Source organism: Streptomyces sp. A 4/2, assembly GCF_940670765.1.
Classification (GTDB): domain Bacteria; phylum Actinomycetota; class Actinomycetes; order Streptomycetales; family Streptomycetaceae; genus Streptomyces.
Genome location: NZ_CALNVW010000009.1, coordinates 91,287 through 113,771, shown reverse-complemented (window position 1 = coordinate 113,771; position 22,485 = coordinate 91,287). Strand labels below are relative to the sequence as shown.

At 71.7% G+C, this 22,485-nt stretch carries 18 protein-coding genes; 14 read left to right on the top strand and 4 right to left on the bottom strand.

What is annotated here, in order from left to right; all coding sequences use genetic code 11:
- Positions 1 to 66: 66 nt before the first annotated feature.
- Entirely contained in the window at positions 67 to 1,368 is a 1,302-nt protein-coding gene (locus NBY69_RS06385) for an MFS transporter (RefSeq protein ID WP_374211220.1), read from the bottom strand.
- Positions 1,369 to 1,655: 287 nt separating this feature from the next.
- On the opposite strand from NBY69_RS06385, the gene NBY69_RS06380 reads away from it, so the two are divergent.
- From NBY69_RS06380 to NBY69_RS06335, 10 genes are all read left to right on the top strand, one after another.
- A complete protein-coding gene (locus NBY69_RS06380; RefSeq protein ID WP_374211216.1) occupies positions 1,656 to 2,744 on the top strand; it encodes a LysR family transcriptional regulator in 1,089 nt (362 codons plus the stop codon).
- 225 nt (positions 2,745 to 2,969) lie between these two features.
- Complete coding sequence (locus NBY69_RS06375; RefSeq protein ID WP_250298764.1) at positions 2,970 to 3,701, top strand: hypothetical protein; 732 nt, start codon at positions 2,970 to 2,972, stop codon at positions 3,699 to 3,701.
- 30 nt (positions 3,702 to 3,731) lie between these two features.
- Positions 3,732 to 5,933 (top strand): glycosyltransferase, encoded by a 2,202-nt coding sequence (locus NBY69_RS06370; RefSeq protein WP_250298856.1) that lies wholly within the window; start codon positions 3,732 to 3,734, stop codon positions 5,931 to 5,933.
- Entirely contained in the window at positions 5,930 to 7,240 is a 1,311-nt protein-coding gene (locus NBY69_RS06365; RefSeq protein ID WP_250298763.1) for an acyltransferase, read from the top strand. The genes NBY69_RS06370 and NBY69_RS06365 overlap by 4 nt, the downstream gene beginning before the upstream one ends.
- A 169-nt stretch (positions 7,241 to 7,409) precedes the next feature.
- A complete protein-coding gene (locus NBY69_RS06360) occupies positions 7,410 to 8,546 on the top strand; it encodes a uroporphyrinogen-III synthase (protein WP_250298762.1) in 1,137 nt (378 codons plus the stop codon).
- A 107-nt stretch (positions 8,547 to 8,653) separates the two neighbouring features.
- Entirely contained in the window at positions 8,654 to 9,193 is a 540-nt protein-coding gene (locus NBY69_RS06355) for a GNAT family N-acetyltransferase (protein ID WP_250298761.1), read from the top strand.
- A gap of 53 nt (positions 9,194 to 9,246) precedes the next feature.
- On the top strand, positions 9,247 to 9,828 hold the full coding sequence (locus NBY69_RS06350) for an ABATE domain-containing protein (protein ID WP_250298760.1): 582 nt from the start codon (positions 9,247 to 9,249) through the stop codon (positions 9,826 to 9,828).
- A 235-nt stretch (positions 9,829 to 10,063) separates the two neighbouring features.
- Positions 10,064 to 12,478 carry a UvrD-helicase domain-containing protein gene (locus NBY69_RS06345; protein ID WP_250298759.1) on the top strand — a complete coding sequence of 805 codons (2,415 nt, stop codon included), beginning with the start codon at positions 10,064 to 10,066 and terminating at the stop codon, positions 12,476 to 12,478.
- Between the two features lie 414 nt (positions 12,479 to 12,892).
- Entirely contained in the window at positions 12,893 to 14,326 is a 1,434-nt protein-coding gene (locus tag NBY69_RS06340) for an NAD-dependent malic enzyme (protein ID WP_250298758.1), read from the top strand.
- Between the two features lie 296 nt (positions 14,327 to 14,622).
- Positions 14,623 to 14,904, top strand: a complete 282-nt coding sequence (locus tag NBY69_RS06335) for an HU family DNA-binding protein (protein WP_003968811.1) — start codon at positions 14,623 to 14,625, stop codon at positions 14,902 to 14,904.
- A gap of 204 nt (positions 14,905 to 15,108) precedes the next feature.
- Here NBY69_RS06335 and NBY69_RS06330 read toward each other — a convergent pair whose 3' ends face one another.
- Positions 15,109 to 15,747 carry an HAD family phosphatase gene (locus NBY69_RS06330; protein ID WP_250298757.1) on the bottom strand — a complete coding sequence of 213 codons (639 nt, stop codon included), beginning with the start codon at positions 15,745 to 15,747 and terminating at the stop codon, positions 15,109 to 15,111.
- Complete coding sequence (locus NBY69_RS06325) at positions 15,744 to 16,562, bottom strand: GntR family transcriptional regulator (RefSeq protein WP_250298756.1); 819 nt, start codon at positions 16,560 to 16,562, stop codon at positions 15,744 to 15,746. The genes NBY69_RS06330 and NBY69_RS06325 overlap by 4 nt, the downstream gene beginning before the upstream one ends.
- A gap of 263 nt (positions 16,563 to 16,825) precedes the next feature.
- Between NBY69_RS06325 and NBY69_RS06320 the strand changes: the two genes are divergently transcribed.
- Genes NBY69_RS06320 through NBY69_RS06305 form a run of 4 tightly spaced genes read left to right on the top strand, consistent with a single transcriptional unit; the run spans position 16,826 to position 20,728 of the window.
- Complete coding sequence (locus NBY69_RS06320; protein ID WP_374211215.1) at positions 16,826 to 17,971, top strand: ABC transporter substrate-binding protein; 1,146 nt, start codon at positions 16,826 to 16,828, stop codon at positions 17,969 to 17,971.
- A gap of 2 nt (positions 17,972 to 17,973) precedes the next feature.
- On the top strand, positions 17,974 to 18,870 hold the full coding sequence (locus NBY69_RS06315) for an ABC transporter permease subunit (protein WP_250298755.1): 897 nt from the start codon (positions 17,974 to 17,976) through the stop codon (positions 18,868 to 18,870).
- Entirely contained in the window at positions 18,858 to 19,685 is an 828-nt protein-coding gene (locus NBY69_RS06310) for an ABC transporter permease (RefSeq protein ID WP_250298754.1), read from the top strand. Before NBY69_RS06315 ends, NBY69_RS06310 begins: the two co-directional genes overlap by 13 nt.
- Positions 19,682 to 20,728 (top strand): ABC transporter ATP-binding protein, encoded by a 1,047-nt coding sequence (locus NBY69_RS06305; RefSeq protein ID WP_250298753.1) that lies wholly within the window; start codon positions 19,682 to 19,684, stop codon positions 20,726 to 20,728. The genes NBY69_RS06310 and NBY69_RS06305 overlap by 4 nt, the downstream gene beginning before the upstream one ends.
- A 157-nt stretch (positions 20,729 to 20,885) precedes the next feature.
- Here NBY69_RS06305 and murA read toward each other — a convergent pair whose 3' ends face one another.
- The gene (gene murA, locus NBY69_RS06300; RefSeq protein WP_250298752.1) at positions 20,886 to 22,232 is read right to left on the bottom strand and encodes a UDP-N-acetylglucosamine 1-carboxyvinyltransferase; all 1,347 of its coding nucleotides are present in this window, start codon (positions 22,230 to 22,232) and stop codon (positions 20,886 to 20,888) included.
- Positions 22,233 to 22,485 lie beyond the last annotated feature (253 nt).

Genomic DNA, 22,485 nt, shown 5'->3' with positions numbered 1-22,485 from the left:
CGTAGCCCTTCCAGGCAGGGGGCTCAAGGCCTTTTCCGGACTTTCGGGCCGGTGGTGTTTCCGGGTTCATCCCCGCCGGGAACGGTGAGTTGCCGCGCACAGCAGCAGGGCGAGGGCGGCGGCCGAGGTGGGCACGGCGTAGCCGGAGACGGCGCCCGTATGTTCCACGACCCAGCCCGCGGTGGCCGAGCCCGCGGCGATGCCGCCGAGGATCGCGGTCACGGCGAGTGTCATGCCTTCGTTCAACTGCCCTGCCGGGGTGAGGCGTTGGACCAGCGTCATGCCGGTGACCATGGTCGGTGCGGTGGCCGCGCCCGCGAACAGGAGTGAGCCCGCGAGGACGAGCAATGAGCCGGTGGCCCAGGCCGCGACGAGGGGGCCCGTCATCAGTACGGTCATGGCGGCCAGGCAGCAGAGCAGGCGCCGTTGCACGTTCCGCGCCGGGCGCACCGCCCCGTACAGCAGTCCCGCAGCGCCGGAACCCGCCGCCTGGAGTGCGAGTACGACGCCCGAGGCCGAGCGGTGTCCGTGGGCGTCGGCGAAGGCGATCGTGGTGACCTCCATGGCGCCGAACACCGCACCGGTGGCGAGGAAGACCGCGAGCAGTGCGGGGAAGCCGGGGTGGCGGACCGGTGAGCGGGTCCTGGTGGTCCGGGGCGTGGCGGGCGGTTCGGTGGCGCGCTGGGCGGCGAAGACCAGGACGCCGGTGACGAGCAGGAACGCCCCGACCAGCGTCCCGGCCTCGGGGAAGAGCGCCGAGCAGAGGAAGGCCGCCACCACCGGGCCGAGCATGAAGCAGAGCTCGTCGGCGGCCTGTTCGAAGGAGTTGACCGTGTGCAGGGCGGCCGGGTCGTCGCGGTGCAGATGAGCCCAGCGGGCCCGGGACATCCCGCCGGTGTTGGGGGTGGTCGCGGTGGCCGCGTAGGCGGCGAAGAGCGTCCAGTCCGGTGCGTCGAAGTGCACGCACAGCAGCAGCGCGAGAGAGCCGAGAGCCGCGGTGAGCGCCGCGGGTACGGCGATCCTGCTCTGGCCGTACCGGTCGATGAGCCGGGCCGTCCAGGGGCCGACGAGCGCCGTGGCGGCCAGCCCGGTGGCGGTGACGGCGCCGGCGAGGGCGTACGAGCCGCGCGCCCCGGCGATCATGATCACGGCGCTGACGCCGAACATCCCGCTGGGCAGCCGGGCGACGAGGTTGCCCGCGGTGAAGGCGCGGGCGCCGGGGGTGGTGAGAAGGCGGCGGTAGGGGGTGAGGACCTGTCCGGTCGGTCTTGTCGGATCAGTCCGGGGCGTCTGGCGCGGTGCATCGCAAGGCGCCGAAGGGTCCGCAGGGTGGTTTCCTGTGGGCGTTTCGGCAACGCGGCGAGGAATGGGGTCTCCCCTGTTCGAGCGGAGCCGAGAACTTGGGGAAGTGCCAGGCGTTCCGGACCCGGCAAAGATCGGCTGGACAGGTCCTGGGGGGTTGGCGGTGGTGCCGGTGCCGGACGTGGTGCCGGTGCTGGGCGGGTCGGTGGTGGGCGGCGGGACGGTGGTGGTGGCGGGCGTGGGTATCCCCGAGCGGGACTCGTGCGGCATGGCCCCAGCCTGGCTGCGCCGCCGTCACGGGGTCCAACACTTGTTCCGGGGCGATTGACGCGGCTGCGTTGTAAGTTCACCGGATGCCCCCGCCCCACGATCCCCCGCCCCACGATCCCCCGCCTCGTGGTCCCCGGCCTCATGACTCCTGGTCCCGTGATTCCCGGCCCCGTGATTCCCGGGCGCACGACCCTCGGCACCTGGACCCCCGTCTGCTGCGGGCCTTCGTGGCTGTCGCCGAGGATCTGCACTTCACCCGTGCCGCCGCCCGTCTCTACGTCGCGCAGCAGTCGTTGAGCCGGGACATCCGACGGGTGGAGCGGGAACTGGGGGCCGAGTTGTTCGTACGGACCACCCGCCAGGTCTCGCTCACGGCCGACGGCGTGCGGCTGCTGCCGTACGCCCGGCGCGTGCTCGCGGCGTACGACGAGCTGGCGGTGGCCTGGGCGCGCGACGACCGCCCGCTCCTCTTCGACGTCGGCGCCCCGGTCAGCACCGCCCACCGCCTGCTTCGGCGGGCCCGGGAGAGCGCGCCCGACGTCGAGTTCGTGGCCCGGTTCCACAGCGGACTCACGGGCGCGGCGGCGGAGATCGCGGCAGGCCGACTCGACGTCTCGGCCGGGCGGGTCGCCGGGCTGCCGCCCGAACTGCTCGACGTACTCGACCACCGGCCGGTCCGGTTCGAGCGCATAGCGGTCCTGCTGCCCGGCGATCACCGGCTCGCGGCCCTGGAGGAGGTACCGCTGGCCGCGCTGGCGGGGGAGAGCCTCTACGCGGCGGCGGGAAACCCGGCCACGGCCGAGTGGACCGATCTGGCGGTACGGCTGTTCGCGGGCCGGGGCATCGAACTGGCCGAACCCTTCCCGGAGATCGACGGACCGGAGGAGTTCGCGCGAGTGATCCGCAAACGGCGCTGGTCGGTCCTGGCGAGCACCGAGTTCATCGGCGTTCCGGGCATGGTGCTGCGGCCGGTGGTGGATCCCGTACCGCTGTCGCCGGTTTCCCTCGTCTGGCGAAAGTCCTTGCGACACCCGGGGCTCAGTGCCCTTCATGCGGCGATCGACGAGGCAGTGGCAGGTCACGGATGGCTGGAGATGCCCCCTGGCTCTTGGCTCCCTGCTGTGGACATGGCGATGTGCGGGCAGATCAGGGGTCGATATGAGCAACTGTGAACATCTGTCCTGAGGTGGCTTGAAATTGCGCTAGATTCGCCCACCGGACGCAGAGGGTAGAGCGCCCTCGGGCCCGCGTGGAGATTTCTCGAACACGCCCTGGGCCCGGCGGAATCCGTCCGGTCAATGACGCGTAGGTGAATCGGCCTCGGGCGGGATGTGTGTGCAACGGTGGATAAATGGCGAGATGGTGCCCGTTTCGGGCAGCTGGATGAGCTGCGTGAGTTGCATGAGCTGCGTGAGCTGCCCGACGTGACGGTTCAACGGGACGGCGCGGGGCGGGAATTGCCCGGTCCGCCGGAACGTGCCTGCGAAGACCGTGCCTGCGAAGGCCGTGCCCGCGAAGGCCGTGCCCGTGAAGACCGTGCCCGCGAGGGGAGCACGCTCGCCGACGCTGCCGACGGCCCCGTCTTCGTCGACGTGAGCGGGCGCAGAAGCCGGAAGTACCGCCGTATCGGCTGGCTCGTCGCCCTCGGCTGCGCCTGTTACGCGGTGCTGCTGCTCAGCACGGTCGTCGGCGGCAGTTCCACCGCACCCTGGCTGTCGATCCCGGGCCCGGCCGCCGGGAAGAAGGCCGACAGGGTGCGGATCCCGGCCGCGCCCGAGGCGCCCCGGGCGCCGGTCGCCCCGGCACCGGTCGTGGGAGGCGGGCACGTTCCCGTACCCGCGGAGGGCGCGTATGCGGGAGTGCCGAAGGCGAGGGCCGCCGTGTCGCGCGGTGTGGCGGTCGGCGTCGGCGCCGCCAGGTCGAAGCAGCTGCGCGTGGCGGCGGCTCCCGGAAGGCCCGTCCAGCCCCCCTCCCGTGTCCCCGGTGACGGGACCGAGGTCCCGGCCGGGACCCCGGGACCGCCGACCGGTGGCACCGCGGTGCCACCCCCCTCGGCCGGTCCCACCCCCTCCGACAGCGCGACCGCGCCCGCTCCGGCGCAGTCCGACTCCGCAGAAGGCGCCCCGTAGAAGATGAGAACCGTCCGGCGCAGGGTGCCCATGCGCTATCTCCTGCCGCTGCTGCTGCTCGTCGCGCTCTTCGGCATGCTGGTCGTACGCGGCTACGTGCACAGCGAGATCGTCGCCGACCACCGGGTCCGCCCCCCGGCCGCGACCGACCAGGTCCCCGGGCGCATCCTCGGCGGCGGGCCGGTCATCGACGCCCGCGCCCCGGGCGGGCCCACCAGCCTGCGGATCCCGGACCACAAGATCGTCCTGACCTTCGACGACGGACCCGACCCCGAGTGGACCCCGAAGGTCCTCGACGAGCTGAAGAAGTACCACGCCCACGCGGTCTTCTTCGTCACCGGCACCATGGCCTCCCGCTATCCCGGCCTGGTCAGACGCATGGTCGACGAGGGGCACGAGGTGGGCGTGCACACCTTCAACCACCCCGACCTCTCGTACCAGTCCAGGACCCGGATCGACTGGGAGCTCTCCCAGACACAGCTTGCCCTCGCAGGCGCGGCCGGTATCCGCTCCTCGCTCTTCCGGCCGCCCTACTCGTCGTTCGCGGACGCGCTCGACGACAAGAACTGGCCGGTCGTGAAGTACATCGGCAGCCGTGGCTACATCACCGTGCTCGACTCCGTCGACAGCGAGGACTGGCAGCGGCCCGGCGTCCCCACGATCCTGCGCAACGCCACGCCCGTGGGCGGCAGGGGCGCGATCGTGCTCATGCACGACTCGGGCGGGAACCGGGCGCAGACCGTCGCCGCGCTCGGCCGCTACCTGCCCGAACTCCAGCACCAGGGCTACGAGTTCGCCAGCCTCACCGACGCGCTGGGCGCACCGTCCGCGCAGACCCCGGTCAGCGGGCCCGAGCTGTGGCGCGGCAAGGCGTTCGTCTTCGCCGTCGGTCTCTCCGACGACGCCACCGGGGTGCTGATCGTCTGCCTCGCCGTGGTCGGCGTCCTGGTCTTCGCCCGCTTCGGACTGATGCTGGTGCTGTCCTTCGTACACGCCCGCCGGGTGCGCGCCCCGGACTTCCGCTGGGGGCCACCGGTCACCGAACCGGTCTCCGTCCTCGTACCGGCGTACAACGAGCGGGAATGCATCGCCAACACCGTCCGTTCGCTGATGGCGAGCGAGCACCCGGTGGAGGTCATCGTCATCGACGACGGCTCGACGGACGGCACCGCTGACCTGGTCGAGGCGATGCGGCTGCCCGGTGTGCGGGTGGTGCGCCAGCGCAATTCCGGCAAGCCGGCCGCCCTCGACACCGGTATCGCGCACGCCCGGTACGAACTCGTCGTGATGATGGACGGCGACACCGTCTTCGAACCGTCCACCGTCGGCGAACTGGTGCAGCCCTTCGGGGACCCACGGGTCGGCGCGGTCGCGGGCAACGCCAAGGTCGGCAACAAGGACAGCCTCATCGGCGCCTGGCAGCACATCGAGTACGTGATGGGCTTCAACCTCGACCGCCGCATGTACGACGTACTGCGCTGCATGCCCACGATCCCCGGCGCCGTCGGTGCCTTCCGCCGCGAGGCGCTGGCCGCCGTCGGCGGGATGAGCGACGACACCCTCGCCGAGGACACCGACGTCACGATGGCCCTGCACCGCGGTGGCTGGCGCGTGGTCTACGCGGAGAACGCCCGCGCCTGGACCGAGGCGCCCGCGACCGTGCAGCAGCTCTGGTCACAGCGCTACCGCTGGTCGTACGGGACGATGCAGGCGATCTGGAAGCACCGCCGCGCCCTCGTCGAGCGCGGCCCGTCGGGACGGTTCGGCCGGGTCGGGCTGCCGCTGGTGGCCCTCTTCATGGTCCTGGCACCGCTGCTGGCTCCGCTCATCGATGTCTTCCTGCTGTACGGGCTGATCTTCGGGCCGACCCAGAAGACCGTCCTTGCCTGGTTCGCGGTGCTCGCCCTCCAGGGCGGGTGCGCCGCGTACGCCTTCCGGCTCGACCGGGAACGGCTGCGCCACCTGGTGTCGCTCCCGCTCCAGCAGATCCTCTACCGGCAGCTGATGTACACCGTGCTGCTCCAGTCCTGGATCACGGCGCTCACCGGGGGACGGCTGCGCTGGCAGAAACTTCGCCGTACGGGGGTGGTCGAGGCGCCGGGAGCGGTGCCCGCCCCGCGCCGCCGCGGTGGGCAGCGGGTCGGGGAGGCCTGTGACAGCGGCGACGATGGTGACGGCGGCGACCGAAGTGGCCGCAGCGACAGCAACGACGACCGGAGGCCCGTCCGATGACCGCCACCACCACGCCGGGCATCACGCCGGGCACGACGCCGGGCGCTTCTCCGGACGGCGCCGGGGCCACTACCGCAGCCACCACCGCAGCCACCACCCCAGCAGCCACCCCGGCCCCGCCGGGTCCGCCCGCTCCGAACCGCCCTCCGACCCGTCCGCCGGGCCGCGACCGCTATCTCGACCTGCTGCGCACCACGGCCCTGGTCCGGGTGGTCTTCTACCACCTCTTCGGCTGGGCCTGGCTGTCCGTCGTCTTCCCGTCCATGGGCGTGATGTTCGCGCTCGCCGGCTCGCTCATGGCCCGCTCACTGGCCCGCCCCGCGTGGGGCGTCATCCGCGGCCGGGTCCGCCGGCTGCTGCCGCCGATGTGGGCGTTCGGCGCGCTGATGGTCGGGATGATGGTGTACGCCGGGTGGCGGCCCTCCGTCACGAAGGTGCTCCTCTACGTCGTACCGGTCGGCGCCCCGCCGTACCCGGACTCGCTCGGCTCCGCGTCCGGCTGGCTGGAACAGAGCTGGCCGGACCAGGCGGTGGGGCCGCTCTGGTACCTGCGCGCCTACCTCTGGTTCGTACTGCTCTCGCCGCTGCTGCTCAAGGCGTTCCGCAGGCTCCCGTGGCCGACGCTGTTCGCGCCTCTCGCGCTGACCGCGGTGGTGGGTACCGGACTGGTGACGGTCCCCGGCGAATTCGGCCTGGCGCTCACGGACTTCGCGGTCTACGGCTCCTGCTGGATCCTGGGCTTCGCCCACCAGGACGGACTGCTCCGGAAGGTCCCGCGGTACTTCCTGGTGTCCTGTGCGGTCCCGGTGATGGGCTTCGGCCTCTGGTGGGCGTCCGGCCACCTCGGCCCGGACGGCTGGGACCTCAACGACATCCCGCTCGCGCAGGCCACCTGGTCGCTGGGCGCCTGCGCGCTGCTCCTCGCGTACTCGCCCTCCTGGCAGCAACTGCCCGCCAGACTGGCGAAGTTCGACCGGGTGATCACGCTGACCAACAACCGCGCGGTGACCGTCTACCTCTGGCACAACGCGCTGATCATGGCCACCGTGCCGCTGATCGACCAGCTGTACAACATCCCGTTCGTCGAGGACCGGTTCGACACCCTGCTGACCACGACGTACAACGTCTGGATGTTCGTGGCGGTCTGGCCGCTGATCGGCCTGACGGTGCTGGCGGTGGGCTGGATCGAGGACCTGGCGGCCGGGCGCCGACCCCGGCTCTGGCCCGACGGCGCGGGGCGCGCGGACCGGCGCACCGGACGGTGGCCGGGCGGGCTGCGGGCGGTGCCGGGGGAGACACCGGCGTAGATCCCGTCGGCACGCAGGGGGTTCCGGGGCGCGGCTCCCGCCACACAGGGAGTTCGCGGGCGCGGCTCCCCCTGCGGAACCGGGTGACACGCGGGCGTAACACCCAGGAATTGCTCAGGAATTACTGTCGGGCCGCACCCGTCACGCGTTCCTGGGAGACTCGCCGACCATGCAGGACACCGCACCACCCCAGCCCGGCCCCCTTGCCGGATTCACCGTCGGCGTGACCGCCGCCCGGCGGGCCGAAGAGCTCGTCGCGCTGCTCCAGCGGCGTGGCGCTACGGTCCGGCACGCGCCCGCGCTGCGCACCGTACCGCTGGCCGACGACAGCGAACTCCGGTCGGCCACCGCCGAGTTGACCGCCGATCCGCCCGATGTCGTCGTCGCGACCACCGCCATCGGGTTCCGCGGGTGGATAGAGGCCGCGGACGGCTGGGGCCCCGCCGGGGCGCTCGTCGACCTGCTGCGCGGGACGGAGATCCTCGCCCGCGGCCCCAAGGTCAAGGGCGCGATCCGGGCCGCCGGACTGACCGAGACCTGGTCGCCCGCGTCCGAGTCGATGGCGGAGGTGCTGGACCGGCTGCTCGCCGAGGGCGTCGACGGCCGGCGGATCTCGATCCAGCTGCACGGCGAACCGGTGCCGGGGTTCGTGGACGCGCTGCGGGCGGCGGGCGCCGAGGTCGTCGGCGTACCGGTGTACCGGTGGGTGGCGCCCGAGGACATCGGCCCGCTCGACCGTCTGCTGGACGACACGCTCGCCCGTTCCGTCGACGCCCTGACCTTCACCAGCGCGCCCGCGGCCGTCTCGCTGCTGGCCCGTGCGGAGGTGCGGGGACTGCGTACGGAACTGCTGGCCGCGCTCGGCCGGGACGTCCTGGCCCTCTGCGTGGGCCCGGTCACCGCGCGGCCCCTTCAGGCCGAGGGGGTCGGCACGCTCCAGCCGGAACGCTTCAGGCTGGCCCCGATGGTCCAGCTCCTCTGCGAGCAACTCCCCGCCGGAGCACCGGTGTTGCCCGTGGCGGGCCATCGGGTCCAGATCCGTGGCCAGGCGGTCCTGGTGGACGACACCCTGCGCCCGGTGTCCCCGGCGGGCATGGCCCTGCTGCGTACGCTCGCCCGCCGGCCGGGCCGGGTGGTGTCCCGCGCGGAGCTGCTGACGGCGCTGCCCGGGGCGGGCCGCGACGAACACGCCGTGGAGACGGCGATGACCCGGCTGCGTACGGCCCTCGGCTCGCCGGAGCTGATCCGGACGGTCGTCAAACGGGGCTACCGGCTGGAGCTGGAGCCGGGGGCGCACGTGGGGTAGGGCGGTCCGCGCATCGTGGGGCCGGGGGCTCCGGGGCGGCCGACAGCACGGTCCGTTTCAGCGGCCGTCGGATCACGGTACGTCCGGCCCCGGGTTACCGTGCAGAAATGATGATCGACGGCATACTCCTGCGCTCGGCCGCGCTGTCCGACGCCGAGCCGCTCGCCGCCGCCTACCGCCGCAACCGCGAACATCTGCGGCCCTGGGAGCCGGACAGGCCAGAGTCCTTCTTCACGGGTGCGGGCCAGCTGGACCGGCTGCGGAGCACGCTGGCCGACCGGGACGCCGGGCGGGTGCTGCCGTGGGTGATGGAGGAGACCACGAGCGGGCGCCTCGTGGGCACCATCACGCTCAACAGCATCGCCCTCGGACCGTTCCGCAGTGCCACCCTCGGCTACTGGGTGGACGCCGGCTGCACGGGCCGCGGTGTCGCGTCCGGCGCCGTGGAGGAGATGTGCCGGGTCGCGCGGGACGAGCTCGGGCTGCACCGCGTCGAGGCCGGAACCCTGCTCGACAACGTGGCCTCGCAGCGGGTCCTCACCAAGTGCGGCTTCGAGCCGTACGGCGTCGCCCCTCGCTATCTGCACATCAACGGCGAGTGGCGCGACCACCGGCTCTTCCAGCGGATCCTGCACGACGGGAACTGAGCGCGACCGACAGGGGGTTACGGGGCGGCGTGCGGCCGGGCACTGTAAGGGGTATGGGTACGCACGCGTACGAGTTGCGGTTCGATTCAGGGCGCATCTGCCTGGACCTGTTGGCGACGGAGTCGGAAGCCGTCGAACAACTCGACTGCGGGCGGCGACTGGCCGCCTGGCTCACCGGTTCCGGGCTGGTCCCGGCCGGTACGCCGCTGCCGGTGCCGGACGCCGACTGGGTGGCCGCTTTCATCGAACTCCGCTGCCACATCGCGGAGTTGATACGGGCCGAGGTCGCCGGACGCGTGGCGGAGAGCGCCCTCGCGGAGGTCAACGCCCGCGCGGCGGTCGCGCCTCCGGTCCTGCGGGCCGTGCGCGGCGCGGGTGGCAGGCTCGTCGGGGAGCTGGCCGCGGCTCCCGGTCCGGCCGCCCTGCTGGCCGTCGTCGCCCGCGACGCCGTCGACCTGCTCACCGACCCCGCGGCCCGCGCCCTGCTGCGCCAGTGCGAGGGCGACAACTGCCGTCGGCTCTATCTGGACACCTCACGGGGGCACCGCCGCCGCTGGTGCTCCAGCGAGGTCTGCGGCAACCGGGAGCGGGTCGCCAGACACCGGCGCAGGGCGGCCGTCGCGGCCCGCACCTGAGGGTTCGCCGGTGGCCCGCCGCGGAGGGGGGGGCCCGCTGCCGAGGGGGCCCGGGGCCCGCTCGGCAGCGGCCCCTGCGCCGCGGACTTCCGGGGGGTGCTCCGGCGGCTCCCTGCCCCCCGGACTTCCGGGGCTCTCCCCGGGCCCCCTGAACACCCGCTGAACGCCGCCTGACATAAGCTCCGCCTTCGCATAGGGTTGACGGTCGCCCAATGCATGCAAGAAGGGGGCCTCAGTGGCCGCGCAGGATGCCGCTGTCGACTCGGTCAGAGACCGCGAGATCGCGATCGAGCAGGAGCACCTGGACCAGGTGTACCGCCGCCTTGAGGAGAAGATCCACGAGGCTGAATTCCTCATGAACGACGCCGCCCAGCGCGGCCAGGTCGGCACGCCCGGCGCGCTCGCCGAGCGGGACGCCCAGGTCTTCCGGGCGGGCATCCACCTCAACCGCCTCAACAACGAGTTCGAGGACTTCCTCTTCGGCCGCGTCGACCTGCTCCTGGGCAAGGACGGCAAGAAGGGCCCGGACGGCGCGTACACCGCCGTGGAGCCCGCCGAGGACGCCGTACGGCCCGACAACACCGCCGACATCGCGGAGACCCTGCACATCGGCCGGATCGGCGTGCTGGACTCCGACTACTCCCCGCTGGTCATCGACTGGCGGGCCCCCGCGGCGGCGCCCTTCTACCGCTCGACGCCCGTCGACCCGGGCCGGGTGGTGCGCCGCAGGGTGATCCGGTCCAAGGGCCGCAAGGTCCTCGGCGTCGAGGACGACCTGATGCGCCCCGAGCTGACCGCGGCCCTGGGCGGCACGGAGCTGGCCGTCGTCGGGGACGGCGCGCTGATGGCCGCCCTCGGGCAGGCCCGCAGCCACACCATGCGCGACATCGTCTCGTCCATCCAGGCCGAACAGGACCTGGTGATCCGGGCGCCCGCCGCGTCGGTCACCGAGGTGTCGGGCGGGCCCGGCACCGGCAAGACGGCCGTCGCGCTGCACCGGGCCGCGTACCTGCTCTACCAGGACCGCCGCCGGTACGCGGGCGGCATCCTGATCGTCTCGCCGACGCCGCTGCTCGTGGCGTACACCGAGGGCGTGCTGCCCTCGCTCGGCGAGGAGGGACAGGTCGCGATCCGGGCGGTCGGCTCGCTGGTGGACGGTGCGGAGGCGACGGCGTACGACGAGCCGGCCGTCGCCCGCATCAAGGGCTCCTCCCGGATGCTCCAGGTGCTGCGCAGAGCGGCCCGTGGGGCCCTGGAGGGCAGCTCGGGCCGCCCGGCCCGGGGCAGGAGCCGTGGCGGCGCCCAGGAGGGCGAGCAGCTGGCCTTCGGCGAGTCCCCGGCGGATCAGAAGTCGGATCAGAAGTCGGATCAGGAGTCGTCCCAGGACGGGACACGCGGTGGTACCCCGGACCGGCTGCGCGTCGTCGCCTTCGGCGGGCGCCTCGAACTGGACGCCGACGAGCTCCGGCGCATCCGCCACAACGTCCTCGGCGGCACCGCCCCCGTCAACCTGCTGCGCCCGCGCGCCCGGCGTCTGGTGCTCGACGCGCTGTGGGCGAAGTCCAACGGCCGCGGGCGCTACACGGACCCCGAACTGGCCGCCGAGCTGCGCTCCACCTTCGACGACGACGTGTCGAACGAGGACAGCTTCCTGGAGTTCCTGGACGCCTGGTGGCCCGAGCTGACCCCGCGCGGGGTGCTCGCCGCGATGGCCGACGAGCGCAGGCTGGGCCGCTGGGCCCGCCGGGTGCTCAACCAGGGCGAGGTGCGCAAGCTGGCCCGCGCCCTCAAGCGGGAGGCGCTCTCCGTGCACGACGTGGCGCTCCTGGACGAGCTGCAGACCCTGCTCGGCACCCCGCACCGGCCCCGGAAGAAGCGCGAGTACGACCCGCTCGACCAGCTCACCGGCCTGGAGGAGCTGATGCCGCACCGCGAGGAGACCCAGTGGGAGCGGGCCGAGCGGCTGGCGCAGGAGCGCACCGAGTACGCCCATGTCATCGTCGACGAGGCGCAGGACCTCACGCCCATGCAGTGGCGGATGGTCGGCCGCCGCGGCAGGCAGGCGACCTGGACGATCGTCGGGGACGCGGCCCAGTCGTCCTGGTCGACCCCGGACGAGGCGGCCGATGCCCGCGACGAGGCGCTCGGCGCCCGCCCGCGCCGCCACTTCACGCTGACCGTCAACTACCGCAACCCGGCGGAGATCGCCGAGCTCGCGGCGAAGGTGCTGGCGCTGGCCATGCCGGGGATGGAGTCGCCGTCGGCGGTCCGTTCCACGGGGGTCGAGCCGCGGTTCGCCGTCGTACGCGACGGGGACCTGGCCCGGACCGTACGGGAGGAGGCCGGGCGGCTGCTGGAGCGGGTCGACGGCACGGTGGGTGTGGTCGTCGCCATGAACCGGCGCGAGCAGGCCAGGAAGTGGCTGGCCGAACTCGGCGACCGGGTGGTGGCGCTCGGCAGCCTGGAGGCCAAGGGCCTGGAGTACGACGCGACGGTGGTCGTCTCGCCCGCCGAGATCGCGGACGAGTCACCGGCCGGGCTCCGGGTGCTGTACGTGGCGCTGACCCGGGCCACACAGCAGCTCACGGTGGTCTCGGCGGCGGGTGACGCGCCGGACGGGGCGGGCGTACCGGATCTGCTGCGGGACTGATCCCCGTCGGTCACCGCGAGGCCGGACGGTGCGTCAGCAGGCCGTCGGCGAGTCAATAGGCGCGGGGGAATCACTTTCCAGGGTGGTTTGTTAGCCTGGTTGGTGACACCGGCTCGATCCAAGCCCCCGGGCCCAACCTTCGTCGCTACGAGCGACCACTTGCCGCGAGGCGAGCATGGCGGGCCGGTGTCGCTCAGCTTGTGAAGAAGGTCCGTATCACCCCAAGGGCGGTACGGACCTTTTTCGTGTCTTCTGTCACCCGCAGGTCTCCCGCAGGGCTTCCCCCGACCAGGGGCCTTCTCGTATGGTGGAAAAGATTTTCCGAATAGGCCTCTCCATTACCGGCTACCGGCCGGTAGGTGCGACCATCGGATGCGTTTCAGGAACAGCTAGGGAAAGCAAAGGAAGTCGGCCATGGCAACGGCGCCAAGCGTCTCGTACTCGATCACGGCGCGTCTGGAGGTCCCCGCGAGCGGGACCGCGGTCAGTCAGCTCACCACGGCCGTCGAGTCCTCCGGCGGCTCGGTCACCGGTCTCGACGTCACCGCGTCCGGCCACGAGAAGCTGCGGATCGACGTCACCATCGCCGCGACCTCCACCGACCACGCCGAACAGATCGTCCAGCAGCTCAAGGGCATCGAGGGGGTCGAGCTCGGCAAGGTCTCCGACCGTACGTTCCTGATGCACCTCGGTGGCAAGATCGAGATGGCGTCCAAGCACCCCATCCGCAACCGTGACGATCTCTCGATGATCTACACGCCCGGTGTGGCCCGTGTCTGCATGGCGATCGCGGAGAACCCCGAGGACGCCCGCAGGCTGACCATCAAGCGCAACTCCGTTGCAGTGGTGACGGACGGCTCCGCGGTGCTCGGCCTCGGCAACATCGGCCCGATGGCCGCACTGCCGGTCATGGAGGGCAAGGCGGCCCTCTTCAAGCGCTTCGCGGGCATCGACGCCTGGCCGATCTGCCTCGACACCCAGGACTCCGACGCGATCGTCGAGATCGTCAAGGCGATCGCCCCCGGCTTCGCGGGCATCAACCTGGAGGACATCTCCGCCCCCCGCTGCTTCGAGATCGAGGCCCGCCTGCGCGAGGCCCTCGACATCCCCGTCTTCCACGACGACCAGCACGGCACCGCGATCGTGGTGCTCGCCGCGCTGACGAACGCGCTGCGGGTCGTGGAGAAGGAGTTCGGCGAGGTACGGGTCGTCATGTCCGGCGCGGGAGCGGCCGGTACGGCCATTCTGAAGCTGCTGCTCGCTGCGGGCGTCAAGCACGCGGTCGTCGCCGACATCCACGGCGTGGTGCACGCCGGCCGCGCGGACCTGGTCGACGCCACCCCCGAGTCGCCGCTGCGCTGGATCGCCGACAACACCAACCCCGAAGGTGTGACGGGCACGTTGAAGGAGGCCGTCGTCGGCGCCGACGTCTTCATCGGTGTCTCCGCTCCGAACGTCCTGAACGGCGACGACGTCGCGGCCATGGCGGACGGTGCGATCGTGTTCGCGCTCGCGAACCCGGACCCCGAGGTCGAGCCGGCAATCGCCCGGCAGACGGCGGCAGTTGTGGCCACCGGCCGCTCGGACTTCCCGAACCAGATCAACAACGTGCTGGTCTTCCCCGGTGTGTTCCGCGGTCTGCTGGACGCGCAGTCCCGCACCGTCAACACGGAGATGATGCTGGCCGCCGCGGGCGCGCTCGCCGATGTCGTCGGCGCTGACGAACTCAACGCGAACTACATCATTCCCTCGGTCTTCAACGACCGGGTCGCGGGGGCCGTCGCGGGAGCCGTCAGCACGGCGGCCAAGGCGGCCGGTCCGGCTGTGACGGCGCCCACGTCTGCCTGACGCCCGGCGCGTCGCGGGACACACGGCCCCAAACGCCCCTTTAGGGTGGCGGGGATCCCAGGGCGCCCACAGCCGGGTTTCACGGAGCCGACAGAGCGTCACCACCCCGGGGCAGTGACGCGTTCGTGTGACTCCGGTGGGTACCGGATTGGCTTTCCCGCCGCTGGTGGGGGCAGGATGCATATTCGGGCGCGAGGGTCTGACGTCAGACCCGGGTCCGGGGACTGTCCTAGGGCCCTGGCAGCATCGGCTTCGATCTCACGCCTTACAGGCAAGAAGAACACGGGAGTAACAACATGAACCGCAGTGAGCTGGTGGCCGCCCTGGCCGATCGTGCCGAGGTGACTCGTAAGGACGCCGACGCCGTTCTGGCCGCTCTCGCCGAGACGGTCGGCGAGATCGTCGCCAAGGGCGACGAGAAGGTCACCATCCCCGGCTTCCTGACCTTCGAGCGCACCCACCGTGCCGCTCGCACCGCGCGTAACCCGCAGACCGGCGACCCGATCAACATCCCCGCCGGCTACAGCGTGAAGGTCTCCGCGGGCTCGAAGCTCAAGGAAGCCGCCAAGGGCAAGTAGGACCTACCGGTCCAAGGCCTGGCACAGACCAAAGGGCGGCCGTCCCATCGGGGACGGCCGCCTTTGGCGTACCGGGGTGTTCGGTGTACCGGGCTGTTCGGTGTACCGGGGTGTTCTGCGTACCGGGTGTTCCGTGCGGCCCGCAGGCTCCGGCGCCGTCCGTCCGGAAGGACGTCCGGAAGGGCGGGGCCTTCGGGACGCGGCCTACCGCAGCGCCCGCAGGTCCACGTCCGCCAGTGAGGGCACCAGGGTGGTGCGGGGACCGGGAACGATGCCCGGGACCGTCGGGACGGCCAGCAGCCGGCAGCCCGCGGCCAGCGCCGCCGCAGCCCCGGTCGGGGTGTCCTCCACGGCCAGGCACTCCGCCGGGTCCACGCCCAGCGCCGCGGCGGCCGTCAGGTACGGGTCGGGGTGGGGCTTGCCCCGTGATGCCTCGCCCGAGGCCACGGAAGCGGCGAACCGGTGCGCCCCGAGCGTCCGCAGCACCATGTCGGCCACATGCCGCTCGGAGGCTGTCACCAGGGCCACCGCGATCCCCAGCGAGGCCGCCTGGTCCAGCAGGCGCAGGGCGCCGGGCTGGACGGTGACACCGGCCGCCACCCGGGCGGTGAAGTCCTTGTCGAGGCGGGTCGCCGTGGCCGCGGCGGTCAGGGTGATGCCGTGCTCGCGGACCAGGCGGTCGGCCGCGTCGGCCACCGCCGCCCCCGCGAACCCGACCACCGCTTCGGGGCCGGCCGGGGCGCCCTGCGTCCGCAGCAGCGTGGCCACCGCCTGGAGCCACTCGTGCTCGGTGTCGACGAGGGTGCCGTCCATGTCGCACAGCAGGGCGGCGGGGAGGGTCATGAGGGCTCGCATTTCTGTTCCGGTGAGGTGGGGGTCGGCGAGGTGGAGGCCGGTGAGGTGGGGCCCGCTGAGGTGCGGACCGGTGCGGTACGGGCCAGGGAGTTGGCCTGGGTGGAGTTGCGTACGGTGAAGACCACCGACCCCGGGCGGTAGCGGTCGTCCGAGGTCTCGACGGGGCGCCCGTCGGTGGTGAGCGTGGTGCGGCGCACCCGCAGCAGCGGGCTCCCGCGGCGGACGGCCAGCTCACGCGCGTCGACCGTCCCGGCGGCGACGGCGTCCAGGTGGTGTTCACCGTGTGCGAAGACCAGCCCGGTGTCGTCGAGGAGCCGCTGGGTGACGGACTCGCAGTCGTCGGGCAGCGCCTCGACCGCGTCGGCCGTCCAGCCGGCGTAGACGGTGCGCTCCAGCAGGACAGGAGCCCCGTCCAGGGTGCGCAGCCGCAGCACCCGCAGGACTCCGTCGTCCGGGGCGAGCTGCAGCAGGGCCGCCTCCTGGACGCTCGCCCCGCCGCGTACCGAATCCAGCACGAGCCCGCCGGGAACGTGCCCGCCCGCCCGCGCCCACTGCGCGAAACTGCGCAGTTCGGCGAAGCTCTGGCTCGGTGTGGTACTCAGCACAGTGTGGCGCGCGCCCTGCCGGGAACCGAGCAGTCCCTCGGCGAGCAGGGTGGCCAGGGCCTGGCGGACGGTGCCCCGGGAGACGGCGTACGCGGCGGCCAGATCGGCCTCCGCCGGCAGGGCCGAACCCACCGGGTAGACGCCTTCGGCCAGGTCACGGCGGAGATTGTCGGCGATCTCCTGATGCCGTCGGGTCACGTCACTCCTCGTCGTCGGCCGGTCCGCCGGGCGGCGGACCGGTCCTTTCATCTGTGCACACCAACAAGTATCTGACGGGGGGTCGAGGTATGCGTCTCACCGATCTTCGACAGCTTAAACCATTTCTTTCGTAACGCTTCTGACCTGCTGTTTTAGCGACTTCTTCTGCTTGTCTGACGTCCACCTTGCTGTTAACTTGCCCAGGCTTACTGACTGATGGCTTATCCAGACAAGTGGCTGGCCGTAGACCGCAGGAGTAAAACGTGAACCCATCCCGTCCGGCCCGCTGTGCCGGCATAGCGGCAGCCGCGCTCGTCACCGCAGTGCTCGCCGGTGGCTGCGGCGCCGCGCCCACCGCCGACGCCGCGGACAGCAAGGCCGCGAAGGCGTCATCGGCGGCGGACCTCGGAGGGATGGCGGGTCTCGTCAAGGAGGCGAAGAAGGAGGGCTCGCTGAACGTGTACGCCCTGGCCCCCGACTGGGCGCACTACGGCGAGATGATTTCCGCCTTCGAGAAGAAGTACGGAATCAAGGTCAACAACGAGAACCCCGGCGGCAGCAGCCAGCAGGCCCTCAACGCGGCGGCCAAGCGCAAGGGCCAGGACCGGGCGGTCGACGCGCTCGACCTCGGCACCGCGTACATGCAGCAGGCCAAGGCGCAGAAGCTGCTCGCCCCGTACAAGGTCAGCGGCTGGGACGGCATCCCCGACGCCCAGAAGCAGGCCGACGGTTCGTACCTGAACAACTACGGCGGCTACATGTCGATCGGCTGCGACGCCAAGGCCGTGAAGCACTGCCCGCAGACGTTCAAGGACCTGCTGAAGCCCGAGTACAAGAACAAGGTCGCGCTCAACGGGAACCCGGCCGAGTCCAGCTCCGCGCTGGCCGCCGTCTTCGCGGCCTCGCTGGCGAACGGCGGGACGCTCGACGACGTGCAGCCCGGCCTCGACTTCTTCAAGGAGCTCAAGAAGAAGGGCAATTACGTCCCGGCCGAGTCGACCCTCGCCACCATCCAGAAGGGCGAGACACCCCTCTCGATCGACTGGGACTACCTCAACCTCGGGTACGCCGAGAAGCTCAAGGCCAAGGGCGTCGACTGGAAGGTCACCGTCCCGTCGGACGGCGAGTACTCCCACTACTACAACCAGGGCGTCAACAAGTACGCCCCGCACCCGGCCGCCGCCCGGCTGTGGTTGGAGTTCATCTACAGCCCCGCGGGCCAGAACATCTGGCTCCAGGGCTTCTCCCGGCCCGCCCTGCTCGACGTGATGGAGAAGAACGGCACGGTCGACAAGGCCGCCGACGCCAAGCTCCCCCCGGTCGAGGGCGCTCCGAAGACCGCCGACTCCCAGCAGGAGGCGAAGGCCAAGGCGGCCATCGTGCAGGGCTGGGCCAAGGCGGTCAGCTGACCATGGCCGACCAAGCCGTCCGTACGGCCGCCGTCGCGGGTGCGAGGCGGGCCGTACGCCGCAGGGGCCGCCACCGCTGGCCCGCCGTCGTCCCGTACTTCGCCTTCCTCGCCCTCTGCTTCGGCCTGCCCGCCGGGACCATGGCCTACAACGCCTTCGTGGTCACCGGGGAGTCGGGCGCCGCCGGGTACGGCCTCGGCAACGTCCGCAGTTCGCTCTCCGGGGCGTACGCGACCGGGCTGACCGGAAGTGTCGAACTCTCCGTCGTCAGCGCCCTGCTGGCCACCGCGGCCGGAGCGCTCATCGCGCAGGCCGTCGTCACATCGAGGCGCCCCGCCCTGCGCAAGGCCGTCGTCGCGGCCTCCGGGGTCTTCGCCAACTTCAGCGGTGCGCCGCTCGCCTTCGCCTTCATCGCCACCCTCGGTACGACCGGCACCCTCACCAAGCTGCTGTCGTTGCAGTCCACCGGCTTCAGCCTCTACAGCTTCACCGGCCTGGTGCTCGCCTATCTGTACTTCATGATTCCGCTGATGGTGGTGACCGTCCTCCCGGCGCTGGACGGGCTGCGCACCCAGTGGCAGGAGGCCGCCGCGTCCTGCGGGGCGACCCGCCGCCAGTTCTGGCTGCACATCGGCGTCCCGGTGCTGACCCCCTCGCTGCTCGGCGGCGCCGTCCTGATGTTCGGCACCGCCTTCGCCTCCCAGGCCACCGCCGCGGTGATGACCGGCAGTTCGGTACCGCTGATCACCCTCCAGATCTCCAACGCCCTGAACGGCAACGTGCTGGTCGGACAGGAGAACCTGGCGCTCGCGATGAGCCTCGACATGGTGGTGATCGCGCTGCTGGTGATGGCCGTGCAGATCCCGCTGCAACGACGGAGTGCCCGATGGCTCGAATGACGGCCGCACGTACGGCTTCGCGCTCCCGCGGCCCGGTCCTCGGGCTGGCCGCGCTCTACTTCCTGGTCCCGGTCGTGGCCTCGCTCTGGTTCACGATCGACAACACGGACGGCATCAGCTTCGATCCGTACACCAAGGGCCTCGGCTCCGACGGGATGACCAGCAGCCTGCTGCTGTCCCTCGGGCTCGGGCTGGCGACCGTCGTCCTCGGACTCGCGCTGATGGTGCCGGCGACGGTCGCCGTCGCGCTGTACTTCCCCCGGCTGCGGCGCCTGGTGGAGATCCTCTCCATGATGCCGCTGGTGGTGCCGCCGATCGCACTGGTCGCGGGGGTGAGCACGGTGCTCTCCTGGCAGCAGGACCTCGCGACCACGCCGCTGTACGGGACGTTCCAGGCGCTGCAGAACAAGGACTTCCCGCTGGTCCTGGTCCTCGTCTACACGGTGATGTCGCTGCCGTTCCTGTTCCGCTCGCTGGACGCGGGGCTGCGCGCCGTCGATCTCCGCACGCTCGTCGAGGCGTCCCGGAGCCTGGGCGCCTCCCGCACCCAGACGCTGCTGCGGGTCGTCGTACCCAACCTGCGCGGCGCGGTGATCGGCGGGGCCGTGCTCAGCCTGGCCATGGTGCTCGGCGAGTACACCGTCGCCTCCGTGCTCGGCTTCGCGCCGTTCGCCGTGTGGATGGTGCAGATCGGTGACAGCGAGGCCCAGCTCTCCGTCGCCGCAGCCATGCTGAGCCTGCTGATCAGCTGGGGTCTGCTGCTCGTGCTCACCACCCTGGCCGGTGGCCGCAACCGAAGGAAGACCACGTCATGAGCGTTCCCGTGCACCTCAGGAATCTCCGTCGGGAGTTCGGCTCCACGGTGGCACTCGACGGCCTCGACCTGGACATCGCACCCGGCGAACTGGTCGCGCTGCTCGGGCCGTCCGGGTGCGGGAAGACCACCGCGCTGCGCATCATCGCGGGCTTCGAGTCCGCCGACAGCGGCGAGCTGCTGATGGACGGGAAGGACGTCATGTCCGTCCCCGCCCACCGCCGCGACATCGGGATGGTCTTCCAGTCGTACAGCCTCTTCCCGAACATGACGGCCGCGGAGAACGTCGCGTACGGCCTCCGGGTCCGGGGGAAGGGCACAGCCGAGCGCCGGACGCGGGCCCTGGAACTCCTCGAACTGGTCGGCCTCCCCGGCCGCGACGGCCACTACCCGCACCAGCTCTCCGGCGGCCAGCAGCAGCGGGTGGCGCTGGCCCGCGCGCTCGCCGTGCAGCCGCGGGTACTGCTGCTCGACGAACCGCTGTCGGCGCTGGACGCCAAGGTACGGCTCACCCTGCGCGAGGAGATCCGCCGCATCCAGCTGGAGTTGGGCATCACCACGGTCTTCGTGACCCACGACCAGGAGGAGGCGCTGTCCATGGCGGACCGCGTCGCGGTGATGAAGGACGGGCGCCTCGAACAGTGTGCGGCCCCCTCCGAGCTGTACGAACGCCCGTCGACGCCCTTCGTCGCGGAGTTCGTCGGCACGATGAACCGGCTGCCGGGCACCGTCCGGGACGGCGGGGTCGTCGAGTTCTTCGGCCGCAGGCTCCCCATCCACGGCGCCGCACCGGAGGCCGGCCGTGAGGTCGACGTCCTGCTGCGTCCGGAGGGTCTCGCGGTGGGCAGGGCGGGAGCGGACGGCGAAGAGGCGACAGTACGGGTGGCGACGTTCCTCGGACCCACGACCCGGCTGCACCTCACCACCGACTCCGGCCTCACGCTCAAGGCCGACCTGCCCAGCTGGGAGGCCGGGCAGCTCACGGTGGGGACCCGTTGCACGCTCTCGCCGCACGAGAATCCGGTGCTTGTCGCCGAGCGGTGAACGGAGGACGGCGTCGAGGGGCGCGGGCGGATCGCGCAGCCTTCGGCGCGCTCGTTCCCGCCGGACGGGCTCGAAGCGCCGCACCGGCTCGATGGTCGCCGGACGGGCTCGACAAATCCGAGCCCGTCCGGACGGGGATCGGGGCAGAGACTGCCCGTCAGACCAGCGCCGCCCCCGGCAGCTCCACCTTCGCGCCCAGCTCGATCAACTTGTCGAGGAAGTTCTCGTAGCCACGGTTGATCAGGTCGATCCCGTGCACCCGGGACGTGCCCTCCGCCGCGAGCGCGGCGATCAGGTACGAGAAGCCGCCGCGCAGGTCCGGGATGACCAGGTCCGCGCCCTGGAGCTTCGTGGGGCCGCTGACGACCGCCGAGTGCAGGAAGTTGCGCTGGCCGAAGCGGCAGTCCGAGCCGCCCAGGCACTCGCGGTAGAGCTGGATGTGCGCGCCCATCTGGTTCAGCGCGGACGTGAAGCCCAGCCGGGACTCGTACACCGTCTCGTGGACGATGGAGAGGCCGCTGGCCTGGGTCAGCGCCACGACCAGCGGCTGCTGCCAGTCGGTCTGGAAGCCGGGGTGCACGTCCGTCTCCAGCGCGATGGCGTTCAGCGGGCCGCCCGGGTGCCAGAAGCGGATGCCCTCGTCGTCGATCTCGAAGGCGCCGCCGACCTTCCGGTACGTGTTGAGGAACGTCATCATCGAGCGCTGCTGGGCGCCGCGCACATAGATGTTGCCCCCGGTCGCCAGCGCCGCCGAGGCCCAGGACGCGGCCTCCAGACGGTCCGGCAGCGCACGGTGGTTGTAGCCGCCGAGCTGGTCGACACCGGTGATCCGGATCGTCCGGTCGGTGTCCATGGAGATGATCGCGCCCATCTTCTGCAGTACGCAGATGAGGTCCTCGATCTCCGGCTCCACGGCGGCGTTCGACAGCTCGGTGACGCCCTCGGCCAGCACGGCCGTCAGCAGCACCTGCTCGGTCGAGCCGACCGACGGGTACGGCAGCCGGATCTTGCAGCCGCGCAGCCGCTGCGGGGCCTCCAGGTACTGGCCGTCCGCCCGCTTCTCGATGGTCGCGCCGAACTTGCGCAGCACCTCGAAGTGGAAGTCGATCGGCCGGCCGCCGATGTCGCAACCGCCGAGGCCCGGGATGAACGCGTGACCGAGCCGGTGCAGCAGCGGGCCGCAGAAGAGGATCGGGATGCGCGAGGAGCCCGCGTGGGCGTCGATGTCGGCGACGTTGGCGCTCTCCACGTGCGACGGGTCGAGGATCAGCTCGCCCGGCTCCTCACCGGGGCGGACGGTCACACCGTGCAGCTGGAGCAGCCCGCGCACGACGCGAACGTCGCGGATGTCGGGCACATTGCGCAGTCTGCTCGGCCCGCTGCCGAGGAGCGCGGCGACCATCGCCTTCGGCACGAGGTTCTTCGCCCCGCGAACGCGGATCTCGCCTTCGAGCGGGTTGCCGCCGTGGACGAGCAGTACATCGTCGGTGCCAGTGCCGGTCATGAATCTCGCGTTCCGGAGAAGGGGTGGACAGGGGTCGATACAGCGGATGCGTCTCAAAGGGTAAGGGGCGAATACCCCCGTTCCATAAGGCTGAGGGGGTGCGCGGCCCGTCATGACTCTGCTACAACACGCTACGCACCCGTGCCGTCACGGGGCGGCGTGGCGCCGTACGGGCCCCGGCCCCGCGCCACCGCGCCCCCCTCGTGCGCTGAGCTGCGCCGGTGCGTGCTCGCGCACCCGCCCCCCACGGAGA